Origin of the sequence: Desulfovibrio ferrophilus, assembly GCF_003966735.1 — a bacterium.
GTDB classification, from domain to species: Bacteria; Desulfobacterota; Desulfovibrionia; order Desulfovibrionales; family Desulfovibrionaceae; genus Desulfovibrio_Q; species Desulfovibrio_Q ferrophilus.
Genome location: NZ_AP017378.1, coordinates 3234776 through 3254130, shown reverse-complemented (window position 1 = coordinate 3254130; position 19355 = coordinate 3234776). Strand labels below are relative to the sequence as shown.

The window sequence follows — 19355 nt, the reverse complement described above, 5'->3', positions numbered from 1 at the left end:
CATTCAGGAGTCAGCATGAGCGATCTGCGTACGGTCCGGCCCGAGATTCCGGACTTCGAGAAATACCACGCCGGAATGGCCATCGAGGAAATCCAGGAACGTTATGGCCTGGGCAAGGTTATCAAGCTGGCCAGCAATGAGAATCCGCTGGGCACCTCGCCCGTGGTGCAACAGGTCCTCAAGCAGAACGCCGGACTGGCCTTTCGCTACGCGCAGGCGGGCACCCCGCGCCTGCACGCCGCCATTGCCGAGCACCTCGGCCTGCCTGTGTCACGCATTGTGGCCGGCAACGGCTCCGACGAGATCATCGACCTGCTCGTGCGCATCAAGGCTCGCCCCGGTCAGGACAACATCATCGCCTTTGACCCGTGCTTTTCCATGTACAAGCTACAGGCCAAGCTCTGCGGGGTGGAACTGCGACAGGCCAAACTGAAACCGGATTTCTCATTTCCGTGGGACGATCTGCTGGCCCTGGCCGACGAGAACACGGCCATCTGTTTCGTGACCACTCCGGACAACCCTTCGGGCTTCACGCCCAAGGCCTCCGAATTGGAGGCCCTGGCCCGCGCCTTGCCGCCACAGTGCCTGCTGGTCATTGACGAAGCCTACATGGATTTTGCCCAACCCCTGGAAGAGTATTCCCTGCTGCCGCGCCTGAACGAGTTCGAGAATGTCGCCATCCTGCGCACCTTCTCCAAGATGTACGGATTGGCGGGCCTGCGCCTGGGCTACGGCATCCTGCCCGAGTGGCTGGCCGACTACTGCCTGCGCGTGAAGCTGCCGTTCTCCGTGAATGTGCTGGCCGAGATGGCGGGCATCGCCGCCCTCTCCGACACGGTCTATATCGAGGCCACCCGCAAGGTCGTGAGCGAGGGGCGCGAGCAGTTGACCCGAGGCTTCCAGTCCATGGGCTGCAAGGTTCACCCGTCCATGGCCAATTTCCTGCTCATCGATCTGCCCGCAGGGGCCAGCCACGACGCCAAAGGCCTGTTCCAGGCGCTCCTGGAACGGGGCATCATCATCCGTCCGCTGTCGAGCTACAACCTGCCCGAGTCCCTGCGTGTATCCGTGGGCGACGCCAGCGAAAACCGCGCCCTGCTGGATGTCATGAAGGAGATTCTGGGATCATGAGCAATCCGACCATCATCACCCTGGACGGCCCGGCAGGCGTGGGTAAGACCACCCTTGCCAAACGCGTGGCCGATGCCTTGGGCGTTGCCTATCTGGATACCGGGGCCATGTTCCGAGCCACGGCGCTTATCCTCGGGCACGGTGCGGACGAACTCTCCGAGGCCGAACTGGAAACCCGGCTGGCGGATATCCACTTCAGCCTGTCCGGCTCGGGCAGCACGAGCACGCTGTCCGTCAACGGCCATGTCATCGGCGACGAGATCCGCACCGAGGAAGTGGGCATGATGGCCAGCACCGTGGGCACACTGCCTCGCGTGCGCGCGTTCCTTAAGGAACAACAGCAGACCGTGGGCGCCGAGACGCCGCTGGTGGCCGAAGGCCGCGACATGGGCACTGTGGTCTTCCCCGGTGCCAGCGCCAAGATCTTTCTGGACGCCGCCCCTGAAATCCGCGCCCAGCGCCGGGTGGACCAACTCCTTGAGATGGACAAGCCCGCCGACCTCACGCAGATCACAGAGCAGATCAAAGCCCGCGACCATCAGGACCGCAACCGCGCCGTCGCCCCCCTGAAACCCGCCGAAGACGCGCACATCATTGATACCGGCTCGCTGAATATTGAGGGTGTGTTCAACGCCATCATGAACGCGATAACCTAGCGACCCTCACGGCAGGGATGAAACAGGAAAGTACATGACCAGCAGCATTACGATTTCGGTTATCATCCCGGCCTGGAACAACTGGGAATTGACCCAAACCTGCCTCAAAGGGCTTGCCGCCACAGCAGATGGAATCACTCTTGAAGTCATTCTCGTGGACAACGGTTCCACGGACGAGACGCCGCACAGCGCTCCGACCCTGGGCACGAGCCTTTTTGGAGACTCATTCAAACATCTCCGACTTTCGGAAAACCGAGGTTTTGCGGTTGCCTGCAACCAGGGCGCCCAAGCTGCCACGGGCCGCTATCTGCTGCTGCTCAACAACGATATCTTCTTCACTTCAGGCTGGCTGCCTCCGCTGCTCAAGGCCCTGCAACAGGACTCCAAGCTGATTGGGGTCGGCCCGCTATTGGTTTTTCCCGAAAACGACCGCCCACGCTCAGGGCGAGTCCAGCACCTAGGCATCACGGCTTCGGTCGGCCCGCAATTCAGGCATTTGTACGAAATGTTTCCTCACTCACATCCCGTGACCCGAAAGCGCCGACAGCTTCAAGTCATCACCGGCGCAGCCATGCTAATGCCCACCCGCCTCTTTCACGCCCTGGGCGGTTTTTTCGAAGGCTTCGTCAACGGCATGGAGGATGTGGACTTCTGCTGCAGGGCTATCAAAAGCGGGGGATATTTCTCCGTCATCCCGGAAAGCTGCCTGATCCATCTGACAAGCTGCACCACGGGACGTTTCAACCATGAACAGCACAACATGACCCTACTGCTGACCAGAAAGCCCGGCGCCCAGGAGGACGATATCCGTCTGGCCGCTGAGGATGGCTATCGTCCGACCTTCACCCCCTGGCTCGACCTAGCCCTAAAATTGTCCACAGAGAAGCAGTCGGAGATTGAAGCAAACTGGTCCGCTAAACCGGACCCTGCCCGCCTGCCGGAGCTGTTGCAGGCCGAACCACTCTGGGATGAGGGATACGCCCTATGGACGCACCACCAGCCGCACAACGCCGCTATTGCGGCCGAGCTGCGGGCAATCCTATGCCCCAGCATCGATGCCTATCATGAACTTGCCCGGACCCTGGCCGAAGCAGGACACTCCGAGCAGGCCGCCAAGACGGTAAAGAAAATCGCCCTTATCCGTGACGTACTCAAGGACCAAGCCTTTTTGATCAGACACGCCAGGACCCTGCACGGCAAGACAAGGGATCAGGCAACCCGGGACGCTCTCAATGCCTGGCTCGCCGTTCATGACGGAACAACGCCCTCCGCATAGAAACCTTTCTCGACGACATGTGGACTTCAATAAAAATCGCCCGCTAGCGGCAAAGCCGATAACGGGCGGTAGAATTTTTTTGAAGGGAATGGGATTTGGGAGCTTTTTTCACAACACCCCTTGCCCCAAGAAAAGTATTTTTTACTTCTTCTTCACTGCATCCCAAATCTTATTCAGTTCATCCAGCGACAGATCGGGGATGTCCTTACCCTTGTCGCGCACGACGTCTTCCATCTGATTGAAGCGGGACAGGAACTTGTTGTTGGCTCCGTCCAGGGAGGAATTGGCCTTGATGCCGTGGCGACGGCCATATTCAATCAAGGTAAACAGATAGTCGCCGAACTCCTCTTCCATACGCGCCTGATCGCCCGAGGCTTTGGCCTCTTCCCATTCCTTCCATTCGCTGGTCAGCTGTCCGGCCTGATCGTCGTCGGTTTCCCAAGTAAATCCGGCGCGTGCGGCCTTGGAGTTGATGCGATAGGCCTTGAGCATGGGCGGCAGGCCCTTGGGCAGGCTGCCGTAGACCCGCTTGGGGGCTTCGTCGTCCTCGGTGTTCTCGTTGCGCTTGATCTTCTCCCAGTTGGAGAGCAGCTCCTCCTGATTCTTGAGCTTCAAGTCACCGAACACATGCGGATGGCGGCGGATCATCTTGGCCGCGCTGTAGCGCAGGGATTCCGAAAGATTGAAGGATCCTTCACGCTCGTACAGGGTCGCCAGGAACAGCAGCAGAAAGGCCACGTCCCCCAGCTCTTCCTTGACCTCGGAGCGGGTCGCCTCCGTCCCAAACTCCGGGGCGTCGGCGCGAATGGCCTCCACCAGTTCAAAGGCCTCCTCGATCACATAGTCGGTCATGGTCTGGGGAGTCTGTTTCTGATCCCAGGGACAGCCCCCGGGGCCAAGCAGCGAGGCAATGACTTCCATCAGTTCGGAAAGCGCCTCGCCATGGTCCTTTACGGACACATCATCTTTTGTATCTGTCATACTACTCTTTGTCTTTGGACATCATTTCTTTAATGGACTTGCTCATCTTCTGAAGCATTTCCTGTGATTTCTCGCTCATGGCTCCATCCTTGTCGTCGGAACCCTTTCCGCCCGACATGAATTTTTCCATGGCCTCCTTCTTTTCCGCTTCCATCTTCTCACGCAGGATCGATGGGTCAAAGTCCTTCATATTATCCGGCATATACTTGGCCAGAAAATCCGCTCCATTATTCAAGTAGGGTACCACTTTGGATGTCTTCACGAACTCGGCATCAGGCATGAACGAGGTAATACCGACAAGTGCCACCGCACAGACCAACCAGGCCTTGACGAAGCCCACGGCCATGCCACCGGGAACGTCCACCCAGAACACGGGAGTAATGCGCAGCATGCGCGCCAGCAGCCAGGCCACAAACATCACGCCAAACATAACAGCCACGAACATGGACACGTACGCCAGGAAGTGCAGCAGCCCCGGACTTTTGAACCAAACCTGGAAAAACGGAACAAAAATCTCGTTGTGGTTGCTGGCCACATAATAGGCGGCAACAACACCCACGGTAGACGCGATTTCCTTGAACAAACCGCGGAACATGCCGCGCACCACAAAGAACAAGGCGATCACGGCGAATACGACGTCGAGAAAACTGATCATCATTGCACGGTCCTCAATGGCACACAGGCCGGTTCGGTCTCGATTCAAGGGTGGTTTCAGTCACACCAACTCCCACCGTTGGTATCAGATTGAACGCAAAAGGTGAATATCAGACCGTCACCGGTCCTGACCACGGCCATAATACCGTACTCCAGTTGTCATCGGAGCCCTGCCAGGGGCGGACGGTCACTTTAACAAATTAAGCGGCGCGACAAACAAGGGGAACGGTAATCGCTCGTTTTCACCCGCTTTGCCAACGCATTTTTCAACCGCTCACCGAAAATGAAATGCGTTGTGGATTATGGGCGTATACAACAGCACAATCAGTCAATGGCTTCTGCTGCAACAACGCGCGCAACAACGTGGCAGCGGCCAAAACCAACGGACTGGGGGTACATTATGAAAGAGTATTGGAAACAGAACCTTGGGTACATGATTATCCTGCTGTCCATTTGGGCATTGGTCTCCTACGGCTGCGGCATTATTTTTGTCGAGCCGCTGAACGCCTTCCGCATGGGGGGCTTCCCCTTGGGATTCTGGTTTGCCCAACAGGGCTCCATCTATGTCTTCGTCATCCTGATCTATGTCTACTACCTGCTGATGCTGCGGTTGGACCGAAAATACGACGTGGACGAATAAGCCGCTAACACACAGGAGATTGTCATGGGCATTCAAGGCTGGACATACGTCATGGTGGGATTGACCTTCGGGGTCTACATCACCATCGCCTGGCTCTCACGAGTCAAAGATACCAAAGGTTTTTACGTGGCCGGGGGCGGTGTCCCGCCGCTGGCCAATGGCATGGCCACCGCCGCGGACTGGATGAGCGCAGCCTCGTTCATCTCCATGGCAGGCATCATTTCCTTCCAGGGATACACCGGTGCAGTGTACCTGATGGGCTGGACCGGCGGTTATGTACTGTTGGCCCTGCTTCTGGCACCCTACCTCCGCAAGTTCGGCAAATTCACTGTCCCGGACTTCGTGGGTGACCGCTATTATTCCAATATCGCACGACTGGTGGCACTGATCTGCGCCATTTTCGTGTCCCTGACCTACGTTGCCGGGCAGATGCGCGGCGTCGGCATCGTGTTCTCCCGCTTCCTGGAAGTGGACGTGAACACGGGCGTGGTCATCGGCATGGTCATCGTGTTCATCTACGCGGGACTCGGCGGCATGAAGGGCATCACCTGGACTCAGGTCGCCCAGTACTGCGTACTCATCGTGGCCTTCCTGATCCCGGCTGTGGCTATCTCCGTGAAGATCACGGGCGTTGCCATCCCCCAGATCGGTTTCGGCAGCACCATCATCTCCGGTCCTGACGCGGGCAAATATCTGCTCGACACGCTGAACCAGATCGGCACTGATCTGGGCTTCCGCGAATACACCTCGGCCTTTGGCCCCGGCAATAGATCCATGCTGGATGTGTTTGCCATGACCATGAGCCTGATGGTTGGTACTGCGGGTCTGCCCCACGTCATCATCCGTTTCTACACCGTGCCCAGCGTTCGCGCCGCACGCCTGTCCGCCGGGTATGCCCTGCTGTTCATCGCCATTCTCTACACCACAGCCCCGGCTGTTGCGAGTTTTGCGCGCTACAACATGGTCAACACCATCAATGAAAAGACCTATGCCGAAGCCCCGACCTGGTTCAACAACTGGGAAACCACCGGCCTCATCGCCTGGCTGGACAAGAACAACGACGGCATCATCCAGTATCGCGCTGGCGCTGCTTTTGTCGGCAAGCCATCATTCACTGGCGCCCTTGGTACTCATGGCGAACGCTCGATCAGCAATGCGCCCTCAAGCTCGACCAACGAACTGTATGTGGACCGTGACATCATGGTGCTCGCCAACCCCGAAATCGCCGGTCTGCCCGCCTGGGTCATCGCCCTGGTTGCTGCTGGTGGCCTGGCTGCGGCCCTGTCCACTGCTTCGGGTCTGATGCTGGTCATTGCCTCATCCATCTCCCATGACCTGTATTACAGGCTCATCAACCGCAATGCGTCCGAAAAGTCGCGTCTGGCCGTTGGCCGTGTGATGATCGGTGTGGCTGTCTGTGTGGCTGGTTACTTCGGCATCAACCCGCCGGGCTTCGTGGCCCAGGTTGTGGCCCTGGCCTTCGGCCTCGGTGCGTCGAGCTTCTTCCCGATCCTGGTGCTTGGCATCTTCTGGAAACGGGCCACGCGTGAAGGCGCCATCGCGGGTATGGTTGCAGGTATTGGTTTCACCATGCTCTATATCATCCAGACCAAGTTCCTGGGTGTGGGCTGGTGGTTCATGGATATCAGCCCTGAAGGCATCGGCTTCATCGGCATGCTCCTGAACTTCGCCATGATCATCGGTGTCTCGCTGGTGACTCCTGCGCCTCCCAAGGAGATTCAGGAATTGGTGGACAACGTGCGCTTCCCTCGTGGGGCGGGCATGGCCGTCGACCACTAGAATGTCGTCCATTTATCCAGGCTGGGGGTGTTGCTGCAAACCGTTCAACTCTTCGCATATTGCAGATATGCTTCGGACCTGAACAGTCCTTGCGCCGACCCAGCCTGGATTCTGAACGACATTCGGTTAAAGGTAATATTCGCAGAGGCTTTAAATACCATTTGTGAGAAATCATCATCCGCCAAAGATTGGCGATGCGAGACCACTGAAAGTCAAACAAAAACCAGTACGGGGCGTGAAAGACACGCCCCGTACTGGAACAACAAACCGGGCGGAGAATCATGGTCAACAGCAGCGACGTCTTCACCGCACAAGCGGCAGAGCTGGTTCCATTTCTGGAAAAGACGCTTCCTTTTTCAGATCTGCCCGAAGCCGAGCTGAACGCATTGGCCTCAGAATGCGCCATCGACTTCTACCCCAAGGGCACCCGCCTGCTGACCCAGAATGAAACCATCATCGAGGATGTCCTCGTGGTGCGCAGCGGCGCAATCAAGCTGACCCTCATTCAGGATCAAGGCGAGGAAAAACCCATCGACTACCGGGGCGAAGGCCAGGCCGTGGGAGCATTGGGCGCCATCCGCGACGCACCGGCCAGTTTGTCTGCCGAGACCATCGAGGACACCTTCTGCTTCAAGATTCCAGCGGTATTATTCCGCAAGGTCGTGGCCGCACATCCGGCTCTTGCCCAATATTATCTGCACAGTTTTTCCGAGAGCTATATTGCCAAGGCCTTCTCGGAACTGAGAAGGCAACACGCGGACCTCTGCGCCACAAGCCCCCTGTATCTGTTCGCATCACGCGTGGGAGACATCGTCAAGCGTGCGCCCATGATGATCGCCAATGGTCGCAGCATCCGCGAAGCAGCACAGATCATGAACAACAAGAACATCGGCTCGCTACTGGTGACTGACCCCAGTGGCGAAGCTACTGGCATCGTCACGGACAAGGACCTTCGGCGCGCCGTGGCCGAAGGTGAATCCACCGACGCCCCTGTGGAATTCATCATGAGTTCCCCCTTGGCCACGGTCCCGCATCGCGAGCCCTGCTTCGATGCCTTGCTCAAGATGATGAGCGCTCAGATTCATCACTTGGCCGTCACCCGCCACGGCGAGGTACAGGGCATGATCACCTCCCACGACATCATGCTCATCCAGGGCCGCTCACCCGTCTCCCTGTTCCGCGAAATCATGACCGTACGCGACATCGCGGGACTGTACCCCCTTTCACAAAAGGTGCCTGTCACCGTGGGCAGCCTCATCGAGGAAGGAGCCAAGGCCGGAAACATCACGCGCATGATCACGGTCATGAACGATCTGATTCTGGAAAAACTTTTGAACATGCTTCAGGACGAAATGGGACCACCGCCCGTGCCCTTCTGCTGGATCCTGATGGGTTCCGAAGGCCGCAAGGAACAGACCTTCCATACGGATCAGGACAACGCGCTGGTCTATCGGGATCCCGTGGGCGAGGACGAAGCACGAGCAGCCAAGGACTACTTCGCACGCTTCACCGAAGCCGCCATCGCGCACCTGGTGCAATGCGGCTATCCCCTGTGCCCGGGCGAGATGATGGCCTCCAACCCCAAATGGCGGCAGCCCTTCACCATCTGCCGCGACTACTTCGAACGCATGATCCTGCGCCCCGAGCCGGCAGAAGTTCTGAATGCCACCATCTTTTTCGATTTCCGGCCCGGTTACGGACAACTTTCCCTGGGCCAATCCCTGCGCAAGCACGTGACTCTGCACGCCGCACGAGAAAGTGTATTCCTGCGTTATCTGGCCAAGGATTGCATGACCGCCCGGACCCCACTCTCTTTTTTCCGAGGATTCATCGTTGAGAAAAACGGCGAACACAAAGACCGTCTGGACCTGAAAAAGAGCGGGCTGGTGCCCTTTGTGGATTTCGGGCGACTCTTTGCCCTGAAGCACAAGATCACTGAGACCAACACCCTGGATCGCCTGGAGCTGCTCAAGGAACGCGGACACGTGGCCCCGGACCTCATCGTGGAAGCAGTGGAAGCGTATGAATTCCTGATGCAACTCAGGCTCGTGCACCAGATGACGCAGATCAACAACGGGCAACAACCGGACAACCACGTCAATCCGGCCGACCTGTCCGATCTTGAAAAACAGACCCTCAAGGAAGCCTTCGGGGTCATCGGCGGATTGCAGTCCTTCACCAAGGACGTGTTTCGCCTCAACGTCGGGTAGCAGATTATCATGGGTCGATTACTGTGTTGCTTCGGAACCAACAACTCCGCAGAGATGACCAAATCCACTTCGGCCTCGTTGGTTCCTTGCGCCTTGTTCTCGATCCATCCTGAACTGCCTACACAATAATAACGGGGAGCACGGGAAAATAGTCATGATCGCCGCAGCCACAACACCATCGTTCATCGACAGGGCTCTGGGTCTGTTTCGGCATCCACCCGAAAATCCAGTCCTACGCGAAAACGCCGAGTACTTTAGTGATTTCGATCAGGATCGCCCCTTGGCCGATTACGAATTCTGCGTGGTGGACACCGAGTTGACCGGCCTGTCGTCCCGCACCGACGAGATCGTTTCCATCGGCGCGGTGCGCATCAAGAATCTCTCCATCACGGCAAACTCGTACTACTCTCTGGTGGCGCCCAAAGGCGAGTTGCCCAAGCTCTCCACCATGATCCACCGCATCACCCCAGAGATGCTCAAAGACGCACCCAGGCTCCGCACGATCTTCCCGGAGTTCATGAATTTCTGCGGCCACTCATTGATTGTGGGGCACAATATCGGACTGGATATGAGCTTTCTGAATCGGGCAGGCACGGACATTCTGGGCGGCAAGCTTTCCACCCCGTGCATCGACACCATGCGTCTGTCCCAGATCTACCAGCAGGAGTTATGGGAAAATTACTACGACCAGTTCGACGGCCAGGTGTCCTACCAATTGTACGACCTCTCGAACCGCTACGGCCTGCCGTCGTTCAATCAGCACAATGCCTTGTACGATGCCATGCAGACGGCCTACCTGTTTCTATTTCTTGTCAAGAAACTGCGAAGTGGTGGCATCAAGACGTTGCGGGATCTCTATCTCGCGGGACGTAGTTGGCGCTGGTACTTTTAGTAAAGCGCTGGAATCCATGCTACAACACTAAAAAAGGACACTATATGAAGCCCTATTCCATCCTGCTTGCCGTACTCTGGCTCACCACCTCATTTACCGATCTCTGGAGTCTGGCCTATGCAAGCCACCCCCTGTTCGTCCTCAAGAGTATCGGCACGGTGGTTCTGTTCACCCTGTGTCTGATGGGTTGCCTGCAACTGGCCTGGGGCCGGATCTTCATCCGCTTTGCCCCCGGGCAATGGCGCATGACTTACCAGGGCACGTTGACCATGGGTGCATTCTATGTGTTGCTCAAGAATTTCGGGGATGTGCTGGGCGTGGCAACCATGGCTGGGGACACCAGCATCTTTCAGATCGGGCTGGACTTCCTGCCGTATCTGCTCTTCGCCATTCCCATCATTGTGCTGGAACACGAGCTGAACAAAGAACAATAGCCTGCGCTGGCGGGAAGAACAAAAAAACGGGATAATGGTTACTTAAACATCAACCCTTCATAACGGCTGCGGATCTGGTCCAGCACCCCTTCTTTGGAAAGAGCATCAAACGCCTTGCGAATCCGCTCTATCAATCGGGGATTGCTGCCTCGACTGATACCTAAATAATATCCATCATCAAAGTTCACTGAATAGCAGGATGGATAGTCAGCAGCATTGCGACCATCGCGTTTGAGGTCATGCTGAAACATCAATGGGTTGGCTGGCACAACATCGATTCGCCCGGCATCGAGCAATCGCAGCAGCTGAGCAATATCCTTGGCCACCATCAGATTCTTGTCGGGGACAAACCCCCACCCAAGCGCCAACGCCTCTGTGGCATCCGCCCGGACAACCCCCATCCTGTAGCCCGTCAACTCGGCATCAGTTTTCGGAGCAATATCCCTGCGGGTCGCCAGACGAAACAGATGCACACTGCGTGGCGCCAGAGGGCCCACCCAATGGAATTGATTCTCCCGCTCTGGAGTTCGTGCCATGGAATAGATGAGTACACCCTTGGCACCCTGGGCAATGCGATAGGCTCGCGCCCAAGGCAACATCTCAATCTGATAGCCAACCTCGGCTCGCTTCAGTATCGCCCGCAGAACCTCTGTCGAGAAGCCGACAATCTCACCATTTTCCGAATAATTGTAAGGAGCATAGTCTTCGGTCACGACGTGCAAATCCTGCGCCCCGGCCGCCATAGACATCAGTATGACAAATGAAAACAAATAGATACATGCCAATCTTTTAATCATACGGTTCTCCTTATACAGGGCAATAGCCCACAACGAGTCGCGACCCTACTCGACGTCTGCTGATGATTGCAAGGACCCCTTGCACAATGATGAATTTCTTCCATCCGGGTTGCCACCGGATCGAATCATCAAGAATCAACCCCTTTCCCCTGGCCGCGCCTTGCGTTATACAAAGCAGCGACATCAACAGGAGCAAAAGCCATAGAGACCTTCATCAGCATCCGTAACCTCAAGAAGCATTACCCCGTCTCCGGCGGAGTCATGGGCATCGACAAGGCCGTTGTCCACGCCGTGGACGGAGTGAACCTCGATGTAATGCGTGGTGAAACCCTTGGACTGGTGGGTGAATCCGGCTGTGGAAAATCCACTTTGGCGCGCCTGTTGCTACGCCTTGAACGCCCCACCTCCGGCTCCATCACCCTGGAAGGCATGGACATCTGGAACGCTCCGGGCGAGTTCCTGCGTAGCTACCCCAAAAACATCCAGATGGTTTTTCAGGATCCATTCTCGTCTCTGAACCCCCGGCGCAACATCGGAGCCACCATTGGTGAACCTCTGAAAATCCACGGGATGCCCGCCGCCGAGCGCAAAGAGCGAGTTTTGGAGCTTCTGTCCTGGGTCGGTCTGCGTCCCGAACAGGTCACGCGCTATCCGCATGAATTTTCCGGTGGCCAACGCCAGCGTGTGGCCATTGCACGAGCCTTGGCCCTGAATCCGGATTGCGTGGTCTGCGATGAACCCGTCTCTGCTCTGGATGTTTCCATCCAGGCCCAGGTGGTCAACCTGTTGGGTGAACTGCAAAACAAACTCGGCCTGACCTATGTCTTCATCTCCCATGACCTGGCCGTGGTAGGGCACATCAGCGACAGGGTGGTGGTGATGTACCTGGGCAAACTGATGGAACTGGCCAATTCCGAGGATCTGTTTCGCGAGCCCTTGCACCCCTATACCAAGGCATTGATGGGAGCCATTCCCAAGCCCGATCCCCAGGGAGAACGCATCCAACTGCATGTCCAGGGCGACCCACCGAGCCCCATCAACCCGCCCGGAGGGTGTCCCTTCCATCCCCGCTGCCCCGAAGCCATGCCCGCATGCTCGACCCAGCCCCCACAGTGGAAGGAAGTACGTCCCGAGCACTTCACGGCCTGCCACCTGTACTGATCGCCCCGGACCGGGCCACGACCATATCTCCCGAACTGCGATTGCAGGCTCACAGCCCTGATTGCAGCAACGCACAGCCCTTCCCTTTCCACCGCCTTCACGCTACATCCCCCCCATGAGCAAAACCGAATCCATCCGCAACCTGAAACGCATTCCCGGGGTAGGCCCAAGCCTGTCCGAAGATCTCTACCGCCTGGGATTCACCTCCGTCAGCGCCCTTGCCGATCAGGACCCCCAAGCCATGTACGATCGCTTGATGGAGCTTGAAGGTTGTCACGTGGACCGCTGCGTACTGTATGTCTTCCGCTGCGCTGTCTATTTTGCCAGCGAGACACAACACGACCCCGCACGCCTCAAGTGGTGGAACTGGAAGGACCAGTCATGAGTGAATTTTTCCAGAATCTGGCCGAACGCATCCTCGGCGGCACTCCCCTGAGTGATCAGGAAGCCTACGACCTGGGCAAGCGCGTGAGTTCTGCCCAGGGGGATGACCTTTCCGCACTGGCCGCAGCCGCCCTGCGCCTCAAGGAAAGCCATTTTCCCGGAGTCATGAGCCTGTGTTCCATCGTCAACGCAAAATCGGGCCGCTGCTCCGAAAACTGCAAATTCTGCGCGCAGTCCTCGCACCACGATACGCAATGCGATGAATACCCCTTCATCGACGTGGACAAAATTCTGGCTGCAGCTCGAGCCATGCGCGAGGCCGGAGCCAGCCGATTCGCCGTGGTCACCAGCGGCAAGGGGCTGACTGGCGACGATTTCGAGCAGTTGCTGAAAGCCATCAACGGCATCAGAACCTTGGGCCTGGCCGCCGATGCCTCGGTGGGCATTCTGCACCCCGAGCAACTCCAGGCCATGAAAGCCGCAGGCCTGCAGGCCTATCATCACAATCTGGAGACCGCGCGCAGCTTTTTCCCCGAGGTCTGCACCACCCACGCCTACGACGAGGACGTCGCCACCGTCCGTGCCGCCATGGAGGCAGACCTCTACGTCTGCTGCGGAGGACTATTCGGCCTGGGCGAGAACTGGGACCACCGCGTGGAATTGGCTCTGGAACTGCGCAGCCTGGGGGTGGACTCCATACCCGTGAATTTCCTGACCCCCATTCCCGGCACTCCCTACGGGAAACGCGACATCATGCTGCCCGAAGAAGCCATCCGCATCGTGGCTCTCTTGCGCTTCATCCTGCCACAACAGCATATCCGCATTTGTGGGGGGCGCCCGGCGGTCTTCGGCTCGCGCAAGGCCGAGGCCCTGACCTGCGGAGCCAGTGGACTGATGATCGGTGACTATCTGACCACCAGGGGCGAAGCCGCGGCCTCGGATTTGGACGATCTGAAACGCCTGGGTCTCAAGCCGGAGTAGCGACCATGCCCGAGCCTCTACACATCCCCTGGAACAAGCAACGACTGGTCACTCAGACCCTGCTCTTTGTTCTGACCTTATCCGTGTTGGGATTCTTCTGCTGGCGGCTGGGAGGATGGAATGCTGGGGCCGTGGCTGCCATGGTCGCCTGCCTGAGCCTGTTTCTGGTCAACGTCAACAAGCTGGTGCTGGTCATCGGACGAGACTACGCCTTGGAGATGGGGCCTGAAGGGCTGCTCGTGAACACCACCCGCGAGCCACAATTGCTGCCATGGAAGGACATCGCCTCCTGCTCCACCGCCCAAGCTCCCAAACGCCGCTACGAGAACCTCATCCTGACCCTGCGAAATGGTGACACACTAACCCTGGCTGGCCTGTACCTGGGCCCCGCCCCGCAAACGATCAAGACAGCCATGGACATCTGGCTCAAGGACCAAACGCATGACTGACACCGTGGAAGTGCCCCTGAACAAAGGTTTGATGACCACCTATGGCATTGCTTTGGCCCTGCTGCTCGGGTCGCTGCTGGTGCTCATCATCCGCACCCCGGAATGGGGCACCGAGGCCTTGATCTTTGTCGCTCTTTTCGTTGGCATACTCATGGCCTGCGGGCCGGAGCTGAAAACCGCAATTCTGACCCGCTATTGCCTCAAAGCCGACGAGCGTGGCATCCGCGTGGGCTGCTGGAAGCATGAAATCCTCATCCCCTGGCCGGAGGTGGCGCGCATGGTCTGTGTGCATCCGGCCTGGAACAAGAAAGGCGTCCAGAACCTGGTCATCCTCTTCAAGGATGACAAACCAGCCCTGAACCACATCGATGGCCGCCCGGTCAAGAACGCCCCCAACTCCATCAGGGTCAGGGGCACCTTCATCGGCGGCGACTGCCACGCCATCAAGGAACACCTGGATGCGCTGCTGGCTCGTTATGGGCATGAGGAATCCGACGTCCCCAAACTGTAAAGGCCGCCCCCCGTCCGGAAGGCGACCCATCGCATCAATTCTTCTGCCGAGGCTCGTCCGCGTCGCGCAAGCAGAACGATCCCGCCCGAACACGTTTGAAACGGCATCAACCGACCTAGGCCAGACGCACATGCACCTCGGTCCTCAGCTCTTCGGGCGGAGTTTGCTCCGGGTTGTTCAGATAGAACTCCAGAGAGGGTTCACTGGCCAGTTCATGACCATTCTCCACCACCCAGACGCCACACAGCCAGGCATAAGTAGCGTGCAGGTTCGCATAGGGGCCCTTGTGCACGGTCACGGCGTACCGCCCGCCTCCGATGGTCTTGACGCCCACCGAACCTTCAGCCTGTACCCCTTCGGGAACCGTCAGACAGGCATCATAGCGAATCTTCTCGGGCGGCGTGATCTCAGGGTCATCGTGGCACAAACCAACAATGGCCGTATTCGGTCCCAGCAGTCCCTTGGGCGCTGCCCAACCGCACACGGCCTCCCAGGCCGATTCACACATCTCATACGGCCCCACATGGCGCACATAGGCCACGTTCAATTCAGGCAATTCCTTGATAGTCGCTTCCATGGTCAATTTTCCCTCCTGAATGAGTTCACAGGCTCGGCACAGGGCCACGCTGGAACGTCCCGAAGCCGGAGGCAATCCTCCTGCCAAGGCCAGCTCCCGATACCGGACCGGGGACAACTCAAACAGATTCCTGAAAGCTCGAGAAAAGGCCTCGGGACTGTCGTAGCCTGCATTCAGGGCGATATCCGTGACCGGAAGCTCCGTAAATGTCAGTCGATTGGCTGCACGCTCCAGCCTGAGCCGTCGCAGGTGGGCCTTGACGCCTTCACCCACCATCCCACTGAAGATCCGGTGGAAATGATATGGTGAAAAGCAGGCCACTGCCGCCAGTTCGTCCAAGGCCAAATCGTCATCCAAATGCCGTTCCATATGGTCCAGCACCCGATTCAGGCGTTCCTGATAGCTTCCCTGTGTCTGTTTGGTCATGTGTCCCTCTGTCATGAAACGACTCTAATGACTGGCGCCTGACCGCGCCTGATATTCCTTGCGCTTTTCTACATCCGTGTTTCCAGGCGTGCAAACCCGGAATAAGACCTCAGCCCCCCCGGGGTTTCCCTTGTCCAACAAGGAGCAAGGCCCAAGACTTGACTCATTGGCCGAGGATGCCTACTTGTGGTCACCCGCGGCTGCACAGTGCCCGCAGAACTTCGAGGAGTAACAATACAATGTCCAATTTCAATAATGCCGTTGCCGATGTTGCCGATGTCATGAAATTCGAAAACTGGCTGCGTTTCTATTTTGTCAAGGAAACCGTCGAAGAAGCCGTACGCATCGAGATCCCTGAGGATCGTCTTGAAGACATCCGCAAGCAGCACGAGGAAATGTACGCCTTGGCAGATCGATACAACGGGGCGCTCATCGACTACAACAAGTCCTGCTCCGAGACCTGCGCCCACATTGCCTCCCTGTACGACGGACCCAAGTACCCCACCGGCACTGTCGGGCACGTCTGGGACTCCAAGGACCTGAAACTGGAGATGTACCTCTTCGGCCTGTGGATGCAGGGCCACGAAGCTGCTCTGGACGAAGAATTCATGCCCTTTGAGCAATGGCTGGAAGGGTTCAATTCCTGGAAGCAGACTGACGAAGTGCAGGACTATCTGGCGCGCTTGACCGACGTTGACAGCGGCGCCGACAAGGGCTGTGGCTGCGTGCAGTAACCCCCGTCACCCTCATGATTTTCTACCCCGGTGTTCGTAAGGACGCCGGGGTTTTCTTATGGTCGAAAGGCAGAACAGCCAGCAAAATAGACTCATCTATCCTGCTTATCCCTCACTAAACAGAGCATCAGCCACTCTGGACTCTCTACTTTACACCTGGATACGTATCGTCTATATAGACAGACATAGATTGCACATCAAATCAGCAGCAGGGGGCAGATATGGATATCCAGGGATTTCTCATCGAATGCTGGAAGGCCGTGGAGCTCTACAACTCTGGCAAGATCGACTCCAAACCATGGGAGCAACTGGAAGTCCTCAAGGCAGAGGCCAACCCGACCGTCTACAGCAAGGCCAATGCCGACGCCATGCGCAACATCATCTCGGCGCTCAAGAAGATGTTCAAGGGCGATCGCTATCAGGAACTCTACTTTCTCAAGCGCAACCTGGAAATAGACGGGGCATCACCACTGCTCGTATCCTTTCGCCTGGGGCTTATCGCGCTGGTCTATGCGGCTTTGGGCAAAAAGGACCAATCCTTTCGTGCCCGGCATTGCGCAGAAGCCATTCCCGCACATAGCCAAGAACCATGCTTTTCGATCCTGTTCCTGGCCCATGCCTTTGCGGACCTGCACTGGATCGTCCCCAGCTATCCACTGGATTTCCCCAATGAATACGATTGGGCCAAGACCGCGGCCAAATACCTCGACCCGCTACTCGCCCAACCAGGCATCATCAGTTACCCCTACAAGGTCAGCTGGATGGCCAATGCCATCATGCGGACCTGTGCCGCGGCCCACTACCTGGACAAGGTGACACTTAACGCCGACGGCACTGTGCCTGGTGACCTCAACCATGGCCGCGACCTGCTCAACGATTACATGACCTATCTGAATTCTACCATCGGTGCGAGACAGCCCATCCAAAACATCGACGTCATCGCCTCGGACCTTGGCCTGGCCCAGCAGGCAGCCAGCGCTGCCTATTTCAAAACCTGGCGAGTGGCCAACCTGGATATCCTGAAAAACATGGAGGATACGGATGCCCAGCGGCTGGCCTTCATCAACAAACCCAGCCAGCTAAATGCCGGGGACAACACCAAAGACATCCCCCTGTTCTATGTTCTCAGGCGCTGGAACTCCTTCACCCCCATCGTGCCCGATGAGGCCGATCGGCAACGTGTCTATCGAGGTGGCGGCTATTTTATCTGGCATCAGAACAAAGGCACGGTGGTGGACCCAGGGTTCCGTTTCATCCGCAACTTTGCGGACGCTGGCGGACGCGTAAACGACATCGACAACATTGTCGTGACCCACGCACACAACGACCACACCGCCGATTTGGAATCCATCTTCACGGTGCTCTATCAGCATAACGCCACTATCAAGAATACCCTTAAGGAATTCGGCGCATACCTGCCCAGCCTGCAACTGACCTATATGGATTATGCACAAGACAACCCCGGCCATTCGGATGATCAAAAGTTCGATTTCCTCTGCACGCTCAAACCAGCCGAAGGAGCAACTCCGGCACCAGGAAGTCTCCAAGACGACTGGAATAATTTATATGATCTTCTGGCAACCAACGATGTCACCGTCCTGCCCTTGATCGAACTGGAGGACCTTGACGGGAAAGCTCTCGACCAGCGAGACATAGCCATCATGGCCATGTGCCTGCCCGAAAACAGCGCTCCACTCAATATCACAGACTATGGCCTGATCATCACACCCAAAAAAAACGAAGACGTGCTCAAGGCTGCGGGCCATGCCAAAAAGAAGGTGCAGGTCTACGTCAATCTGGGCACCATGCGTAAATTCAACACCATCATCGACCCGGACTCGCAGTACATCGACTATATTGGCGGGGTGCACATCATCGAGCCGGGACAAACCTACTATCTGGCCAATGCTCCCACCAGTGCTGGTCCTCAGGCCAACGAATTAAAAATGATCGTGCACAAGGCCTACCACAACGAGGTGGTGACCAAGAACTACGCCACGGGTCTGGAATTTGTCTTCTCGAAGCTGGCGGGCACGCCCAAGTCCCGAATTCTGATCACTTCGGACACCAGTCTGTGCTGGACCTTCAAACCAGCAGCGGTAAAGGCCGGTGGCCTGACTCTGGCCGATACAGACTACAGCGGGAGACAAAATCTGCAGTATACAACCAACGAAGTCGTCAACAGCTACCTCACGCCTCCGGGAATCCCCTTTGATCTCCTGCTGCCACACATCGGCTCCATCAAGGACTACGAAGTATCGCCCCCCAGCTTCAATCCCAAGGACTTCATCTACAAGAACCACCTGGGGATTATCGGCGTATCTCAGGTCATTGCCGCCACCAACCCCGTAGTCGCCCTGGTCACCGAATTCGGCGAAGAGATGACCCACGTCATCGAACTGAGCATGGACATGACCCGGCGAGGTGTACGCGGAGTGCACACACTGAAGACTCCCAATGCCGAACCCAGGCTCACCACCAACATCAAACCAGCTGACATCGGCCTGGCCTTCGATATGGACGAAAGAAAATATTACCAGGCCAAAAACGATGGCAGCGGTGCCTGGACAGAGGATACGGAGGACGGAGTCGCCCCCGCCGATCTGGACGTGACGTACACCAACCACACCTTCCCCGTCGCTTACAAGGCCAGGGGCTAAT

General features: G+C 57.3%; 19 protein-coding genes. 15 read left to right on the top strand and 4 right to left on the bottom strand.

Annotated features, from left to right (window positions below; all coding sequences use genetic code 11):
* Positions 1–15: 15 nt before the first annotated feature.
* From hisC to EL361_RS14905, 3 genes are read left to right on the top strand one after another with little or no spacing between them, the layout of a single operon-like run.
* Positions 16–1131 (top strand): histidinol-phosphate transaminase, encoded by a 1116-nt coding sequence (gene hisC, locus EL361_RS14915; RefSeq protein WP_126380746.1) that lies wholly within the window; start codon positions 16–18, stop codon positions 1129–1131.
* Positions 1128–1787 carry a (d)CMP kinase gene (gene cmk, locus EL361_RS14910; RefSeq protein ID WP_126380745.1) on the top strand — a complete coding sequence of 220 codons (660 nt, stop codon included), beginning with the start codon at positions 1128–1130 and terminating at the stop codon, positions 1785–1787. The genes hisC and cmk overlap by 4 nt, the downstream gene beginning before the upstream one ends.
* A gap of 34 nt (positions 1788–1821) precedes the next feature.
* Positions 1822–3063: a glycosyltransferase family 2 protein gene (locus EL361_RS14905; RefSeq protein WP_126380744.1), complete on the top strand. Its 1242-nt coding sequence runs from the start codon at positions 1822–1824 to the stop codon at positions 3061–3063.
* Positions 3064–3204: 141 nt separating this feature from the next.
* On the opposite strand, the gene mazG is transcribed toward EL361_RS14905, so the two are convergent.
* Positions 3205–4044 (bottom strand): nucleoside triphosphate pyrophosphohydrolase, encoded by an 840-nt coding sequence (gene mazG, locus EL361_RS14900; protein WP_126380743.1) that lies wholly within the window; start codon positions 4042–4044, stop codon positions 3205–3207.
* A gap of 1 nt (position 4045) precedes the next feature.
* Positions 4046–4702 carry a CvpA family protein gene (locus EL361_RS14895; protein WP_126380742.1) on the bottom strand — a complete coding sequence of 219 codons (657 nt, stop codon included), beginning with the start codon at positions 4700–4702 and terminating at the stop codon, positions 4046–4048.
* 396 nt (positions 4703–5098) lie between these two features.
* Here EL361_RS14895 and EL361_RS14890 point away from each other — a divergent pair, with 396 nt between their 5' ends.
* The 5 genes from EL361_RS14890 (at position 5099) to EL361_RS14870 (ending at position 10674) form a co-directional block, all read left to right on the top strand.
* Entirely contained in the window at positions 5099–5338 is a 240-nt protein-coding gene (locus EL361_RS14890; RefSeq protein ID WP_126380741.1) for a DUF4212 domain-containing protein, read from the top strand.
* 24 nt (positions 5339–5362) lie between these two features.
* A complete protein-coding gene (locus EL361_RS14885; RefSeq protein WP_126380740.1) occupies positions 5363–7138 on the top strand; it encodes a sodium:solute symporter family protein in 1776 nt (591 codons plus the stop codon).
* Between the two features lie 281 nt (positions 7139–7419).
* Positions 7420–9348 carry a putative nucleotidyltransferase substrate binding domain-containing protein gene (locus EL361_RS14880; RefSeq protein ID WP_126380739.1) on the top strand — a complete coding sequence of 643 codons (1929 nt, stop codon included), beginning with the start codon at positions 7420–7422 and terminating at the stop codon, positions 9346–9348.
* A 154-nt stretch (positions 9349–9502) separates the two neighbouring features.
* The gene (locus EL361_RS14875) at positions 9503–10240 is read left to right on the top strand and encodes a 3'-5' exonuclease (RefSeq protein WP_126380738.1); all 738 of its coding nucleotides are present in this window, start codon (positions 9503–9505) and stop codon (positions 10238–10240) included.
* A 44-nt stretch (positions 10241–10284) separates the two neighbouring features.
* Positions 10285–10674 (top strand): hypothetical protein, encoded by a 390-nt coding sequence (locus EL361_RS14870; RefSeq protein WP_126380737.1) that lies wholly within the window; start codon positions 10285–10287, stop codon positions 10672–10674.
* A 38-nt stretch (positions 10675–10712) separates the two neighbouring features.
* On the opposite strand, the gene EL361_RS14865 is transcribed toward EL361_RS14870, so the two are convergent.
* Positions 10713–11471 carry a substrate-binding periplasmic protein gene (locus EL361_RS14865; protein ID WP_126380736.1) on the bottom strand — a complete coding sequence of 253 codons (759 nt, stop codon included), beginning with the start codon at positions 11469–11471 and terminating at the stop codon, positions 10713–10715.
* A 201-nt stretch (positions 11472–11672) separates the two neighbouring features.
* Between EL361_RS14865 and EL361_RS14860 the strand changes: the two genes are divergently transcribed.
* The 5 genes from EL361_RS14860 to EL361_RS14840 all read left to right on the top strand — a co-directional run bounded on the left by EL361_RS14860 (position 11673) and on the right by EL361_RS14840 (position 14957).
* Complete coding sequence (locus EL361_RS14860; protein ID WP_126380735.1) at positions 11673–12632, top strand: ABC transporter ATP-binding protein; 960 nt, start codon at positions 11673–11675, stop codon at positions 12630–12632.
* 115 nt (positions 12633–12747) lie between these two features.
* A complete protein-coding gene (locus tag EL361_RS14855) occupies positions 12748–13017 on the top strand; it encodes a helix-hairpin-helix domain-containing protein (protein WP_126380734.1) in 270 nt (89 codons plus the stop codon).
* Positions 13014–13997 (top strand): biotin synthase BioB, encoded by a 984-nt coding sequence (gene bioB, locus EL361_RS14850; protein ID WP_126380733.1) that lies wholly within the window; start codon positions 13014–13016, stop codon positions 13995–13997. Before EL361_RS14855 ends, bioB begins: the two co-directional genes overlap by 4 nt.
* 5 nt (positions 13998–14002) lie before the next feature.
* Entirely contained in the window at positions 14003–14446 is a 444-nt protein-coding gene (locus EL361_RS14845; protein ID WP_126380732.1) for a hypothetical protein, read from the top strand.
* Positions 14439–14957: a hypothetical protein gene (locus tag EL361_RS14840; protein WP_126380731.1), complete on the top strand. Its 519-nt coding sequence runs from the start codon at positions 14439–14441 to the stop codon at positions 14955–14957. The genes EL361_RS14845 and EL361_RS14840 overlap by 8 nt, the downstream gene beginning before the upstream one ends.
* A 115-nt stretch (positions 14958–15072) precedes the next feature.
* On the opposite strand, the gene EL361_RS14835 is transcribed toward EL361_RS14840, so the two are convergent.
* The gene (locus EL361_RS14835) at positions 15073–15960 is read right to left on the bottom strand and encodes an AraC family transcriptional regulator (RefSeq protein ID WP_126380730.1); all 888 of its coding nucleotides are present in this window, start codon (positions 15958–15960) and stop codon (positions 15073–15075) included.
* 239 nt (positions 15961–16199) lie between these two features.
* Here EL361_RS14835 and EL361_RS14830 point away from each other — a divergent pair, with 239 nt between their 5' ends.
* Positions 16200–16694 carry a hypothetical protein gene (locus EL361_RS14830; RefSeq protein ID WP_126380729.1) on the top strand — a complete coding sequence of 165 codons (495 nt, stop codon included), beginning with the start codon at positions 16200–16202 and terminating at the stop codon, positions 16692–16694.
* Positions 16695–16915: 221 nt separating this feature from the next.
* Positions 16916–19354: an MBL fold metallo-hydrolase gene (locus EL361_RS14825; protein WP_126380728.1), complete on the top strand. Its 2439-nt coding sequence runs from the start codon at positions 16916–16918 to the stop codon at positions 19352–19354.
* The last annotated feature ends 1 nt before the right edge of the window (position 19355 follow it).